3 protein-coding genes and 1 pseudogene are annotated in these 4840 nt (G+C 76.0%); 2 read left to right on the top strand and 2 right to left on the bottom strand.

The features are described from left to right. Window positions 1–129 (bottom strand): annotated as a pseudogene (locus tag HMPREF3105_RS13400) (bifunctional ornithine acetyltransferase/N-acetylglutamate synthase); the annotation flags it as partial. Further along, window positions 126–1166, bottom strand: coding sequence for an N-acetyl-gamma-glutamyl-phosphate reductase (gene argC / locus HMPREF3105_RS00360; protein ID WP_061866989.1), 1041 nt, complete (start codon window positions 1164–1166; stop codon window positions 126–128). The pseudogene HMPREF3105_RS13400 and the gene argC, both read right to left, overlap by 4 nt. Window positions 1167–1268: 102 nt before the next feature. On the opposite strand from argC, the gene HMPREF3105_RS00355 reads away from it, so the two are divergent. Together HMPREF3105_RS00355 and HMPREF3105_RS00350 are read left to right on the top strand one after the other, a co-directional pair. Beyond that, entirely contained in the window at window positions 1269–2270 is a 1002-nt protein-coding gene (locus HMPREF3105_RS00355; RefSeq protein ID WP_041104185.1) for a quinone oxidoreductase family protein, read from the top strand. A 121-nt stretch (window positions 2271–2391) separates the two neighbouring features. After that, the coding region (locus HMPREF3105_RS00350; protein ID WP_141762357.1) for a non-ribosomal peptide synthetase at window positions 2392–4840 on the top strand (2449 nt) is incomplete at its 3' end.

The raw sequence follows: 4840 nt of genomic DNA, 5'->3' as shown, positions 1-4840 counted from the left end.
GGTGAGGACGGCGGCCGCCGCGCGGCGCGGGCCCTCGTTGACGACGACGGCGACGTCGGGCGTGCCCGAGGCCTTCAGCCCCGCGGTGACGCCGGCCGCCCGGAACCCCTGTGCCGCGGTGACGCTCACGGTGCGACCCCCTGCTGTTCGAGCCCCGCCTGCTCCGGCAGGCCCAGGGCGATGTTCATGGACTGCACGGCGCCGCCGGCCGTGCCCTTGGTGAGGTTGTCGAGCGCCGCGCAGACGATCACGCGGCCGGCCCGCTCGTCCACGGCGAGCTGCAGCTGCACGTGGTTGGAGCCGAGGACCGCCTTCGTGGTGGGCCACTGGCCCTCGGGCAGCAGGTGCACGAAGCGTTCGCCGCCGTAGGCCTCGGCCCATGCGTCGCGCACGTCCGCGGCGGCGACGCCGGGGCGCAGCCGCGCCGTGGCCGTCGCGAGGATGCCGCGCGACATCGGCGCGAGCGTGGGCGTGAAGGAGACGCGGACCGGCTCGCCGGCCGCCTGGGCCAGGCCCTGCTCGATCTCCGGGGTGTGCCGGTGCCCGCCGCCGACGCCGTACGGGCTCATCCCTCCCATGACCTCGGCGCCGAGCAGGTGCGGCTTGAGCGCCTTGCCCGCCCCGGAGGTGCCCGAGGCGGCGACGATCACCACGTCCTGCGGCTCGAGCAGCCCCGCGGCGAAGCCGGGCGCGAGGGCGAGGATCGAGGTGGTCGGGTAGCACCCGGGGACGGCGATGCGGCGGGTGCCGGCGAGTCGCTCACGCTGACCGGGCAGCTCGGGCAGGCCGTAGGGCCAGGTCCCGGCGTGCGCGGTGCCGTAGAAGGCCTCCCAGTCTGCGGCGGACTCGAGGCGGTGGTCGGCGCCCGCGTCGATCACCAGGGTGTCCGGGGATCGCTCTGCGATCTCGGCCGCCAGCGCCCCGGAGGCCCCGTGGGGCAGCGCGAGGATCACGACGTCGTGGCCGGCGAGGACCTCCGCGGTGGTCTCGGCGAGGACGCGGTCCGCCAGGGCGTGCAGGTGCGGCTGGAGAGCGCCGAGGCGCTCCCCCGCGTTCGAGTGGGCCGTGATGGCTCCGACGGTGACGGACGGGTGGCCGGCGAGCAGGCGCAGGGCCTCTCCCCCGGCGTAGCCGCTGGCTCCGGAGACGGCGACGGTGTGGGTCATGGCTTCATCCTAGCGCAGATATGCGTTGCACCGAATATCTATGCGGCGCCTCGGGTCCCTCGGGCCGGGCCGGATGGCCCGGCCCGCTCCTAGAGTGGGGCCATGACCACTGCGAACACCCCCGCCGTCCCCCGCACCCACCACGCCGTCGTCGTGTCCGCCACGGGCGGCCCCGAGGTCCTGCAGTGGACCGAGACGGAGGTGCCCTCCCCCGCGCCGGGGCACGTGCTGGTGCGCACCGCCGCGGCGGGCCTGAACTTCATCGAGACGTACCAGCGCTCCGGGGTCTACACGATGGACCTGCCCTTCACCCCCGGTACGGAGGGCTCCGGCGAGGTCGTCGCGCTCGGCGAGGGCGTGGACGCCGGGCTCCTGGGGGCCCGTGTCGCCACCGCGACGGCCACCGGTGCGTACGCCGAGCACTTCACCGCCCCCGCGGATCGTCTCCTCACCGTCCCGGAGGGCATCGACCTGGCCGAGGCCGCCGCCCTTCCGCTGCAGGGCATGACGGCCCACTACCTCTGCCGGTCCACCTTCCCGGTGGAGGAGGGCCACACGGTGGTCGTGACGGCCGGTGCCGGCGGGGTGGGGCTCCTGCTCACCCAGCTCGCGACGGCCCGCGGCGCCCGCGTGGTCACCACGGCGTCCACGGAGGAGAAGCGGGAGCTGTCCCGGGGCGCGGGCGCCGTCGCCGCGGTGGACTATCCGGACCTCGCCGCCACGGTGGCGGAGCTGACCGACGGCGAGGGCGCGCACGCCGTGTACGACGGCGTGGGGAAGGACACCTTCGACACCTCGCTCGAGGTGCTGCGCGTGCGCGGCACACTCGTGCTCTTCGGCGGGGCCTCCGGGCAGGTGCCCCCCTTCGACCTGCAGCGGCTCAACGCGGCCGGCTCGCTGTACGTCACCCGGCCCTCGCTGGTGCACTACACGCGCACGGGCGAGGAGACCCGCTGGCGTGGTGGAGAGGTGTTCGGGGCGTGGGCCTCCGGCGAGCTCGACGTACGGATCGGCGAGCGCTTCCCGCTGGCGGACGCGGCCGCCGCGCACGCCGCACTCGAGTCCCGGTCGACGACGGGCAAGGTGCTGCTCACCCTGTCCTGAGCCGGACCCGCCCGGTGCCTTCCAGGCGCCCCGCGCGGCCGCGGGCGGGGCATAGAATGTCCCGCTGCGGCCTGGTCCGCGTCCGACCCTCGGTTTGCCGCTCACACCCCCGGAGGCCCCTGTGTCCCTTTCGTCCGCCGCGCCCACCCCGCCCTCCGTCCCCCTCGACCCCGCGGGCGCGCCGCATCGGCCGCAGCTGCCCGGCTCCGAGCGCACCCCGCCCGCCCGGACGCTCGTGGAGCTCTTCGACGCCACGGCGCGCGAGCACCCGGACGCGACCGCCCTGGACGACGGCGTCGAGCCGCTGACGTACGCGGAGCTGCGGGAGCGCGTCGACGAGACCGCCCGCCACCTGTGGGCCGCCGGCGTGCGGGCGGGAGACCGGGTCGGCGTGCGGATCGCCTCGGGCACGGCCGCGCTGTACGTCTCGATCCTCGGCGTGCTCGCCGCCGGCGCGGCCTACGTCCCCGTGGACGCGGACGATCCGGAGGAGCGCGCCCGCCTCGTGTTCGGCGAGGCGAAGGTGGCCGGCGTCCTCACCGACGAGCGGGTCTACGCCCCGCACCCCGAGCACACCGCGGACCCGGCCGCGGAGGCCCGCGCCCCCGGGCTCGAGGACGACGCGTGGATCATCTTCACCTCTGGCTCGACGGGCACCCCCAAGGGCGTGGCGGTGAGCCACCGCTCGGCCGCGGCCTTCGTGGACGCCGAGGCGCGGATCTTCCTGGCGGACGATCCGCTCGCCCCGGGCGACCGCGTGCTGGCGGGACTGTCCGTCGCGTTCGACGCCTCGTGCGAGGAGATGTGGCTCGCCTGGCGTCACGGTGCGTGCCTGGTCCCGGCCCCCCGCTCGCTCGTGCGCTCCGGCATGGACCTCGGCCCGTGGCTCGCCGAGCGGCGCATCACCGCCGTGTCCACCGTGCCGACCCTCGCCGCGATGTGGCCCACCGAGGCCATGGACAACGTCCGGCTGCTGATCTTCGGCGGCGAGGCCTGCCCGCCCGAGCTCGCCGCGCGCCTGGCGGAGGACGGCCGCGAGGTCTGGAACACCTACGGCCCCACGGAGGCCACCGTCGTCGCGTGCGCGGCCCCGCTCACGGGTCTCGGCCCGGTCCGCATCGGCCTGCCCCTGGACGGCTGGGACCTGGCCGTCGTCGACCCGCAGACCACGCTGCCCGTGGCCGAGGGCGAGACGGGCGAGCTGATCATCGGCGGCGTCGGCCTGGCCCGCTACCTCGACCCGGCCAAGGACGCCGAGAAGTACGCCCCCATGCCCTCCCTCGGCTGGGAGCGTGCCTACCGCTCCGGTGACCTCGTGGTCTTCGAGCCGGAGGGCCTGCTGTTCGTCGGCCGCGCCGACGACCAGGTGAAGCTCGGCGGCCGCCGCATCGAGCTCGGCGAGGTGGACGCGGCCCTCCAGGCCCTGCCCGGCGTCCACGGCGGCGCCGCGGCCGTGCAGACCACCCCGGCGGGCCACCAGATCCTCGTCGGCTACCTCGTCCCCGCGGACCCCGAGGCCGAGCTCGACCTGCACATGGCCCGCGAGCACCTCGCGGCGGAGCTGCCGGCCGCCCTCGTGCCCCGGCTGGCCGTCGTGGACTCCCTGCCCACGAAGACCTCCGGCAAGGTGGACCGCCACGCGCTGCCGTGGCCCCTGCCCGGCGCCGAGGTGGACGAGGACGCGCCCCAGCCGAACGAGGACACCGCCGACGGCTGGGTGCTGCGCCAGTGGGCGGACGTGCTCGGCGCGCCCCCCAAGGACGCCGACACCGACTTCTTCGAGGCCGGCGGCGGCTCGCTCGCCGCTGCCCAGCTCGTGGCCCGCCTGCGCCTGCGCCACCCGGCCGTGACCGTCCAGGACGTCTACCGCAACCCCACCGCCGGGGCCCTCGTGGCCGCCGTCGTGGGCGACGACGGCCCCCGCGGCATCGAGGTGCACGACCGGCACGTCGACCGCACCCGCCACCGCACCCAGTGGGTCCAGACCCTCGTGGGACTGCCCGTGTTCGTCCTGCCCGCCCTGCGCCTGGGCGTGTGGACCGGCCTGGCCCTGAACCTGCTGACGCTCTCCGGGCTCGCGCCCGGGCTGCCCACCGTGCCGTGGTGGGTGCTGATCGTGGCCGGTCTGCTGGTGGTGACCGTGCCCGGCCGCATGCTGCTCACCGCCGCGACGGCCCGGCTGCTGCTGCGCGGCGTGAGCCCCGGGTCCTACCCGCGCGGTGGCCGCGTCCACCTGCGCCTGTGGCTCGCCCAGCAGATCAGCGACCTCGTGGACCCCTACTCGCTGGCCGGCGCCACGTGGGTGCCCGCCTACGCGCGACTGCTGGGCAACCGGATCGGCAAGGACGTGGACATGCACACCGTGCCACCGGTCACCGGCATGCTCACGGTCGAGGAGGGCGCCGCGATCGAGCCTGAGGTGGACCTGTCCGGCTACTGGGTCGACGGCGACGTCGTCCGGCTCGGCGAGGTGCGCATCGGCGCGGACGCCGTCGTGGGCGCCCGCTCCACGCTCCTGCCGGGCGCCCAGGTCGGCGCCGGGGCGCACGTCGAGGCCGGGTCCACCGTCG

Origin of the sequence: Micrococcus sp. HMSC31B01, from assembly GCF_001816085.1 — a bacterium.
GTDB classification, from domain to species: domain Bacteria; phylum Actinomycetota; class Actinomycetes; order Actinomycetales; family Micrococcaceae; genus Micrococcus; species Micrococcus luteus.
This window is presented reverse-complemented; position numbering and strand designations above follow the sequence as displayed.

Bases quoted from the DNA above. Each gene is read 5' to 3' on its own strand.
- HMPREF3105_RS00355 (WP_041104185.1), top strand. From the start codon at position 1,269: ATGACCACTGCGAACACCCCCGCCGTCCCCCGCACCCACCACGCCGTC.
- argC (WP_061866989.1), bottom strand. From the start codon at position 1,166: ATGACCCACACCGTCGCCGTCTCCGGAGCCAGCGGCTACGCCGGGGGA.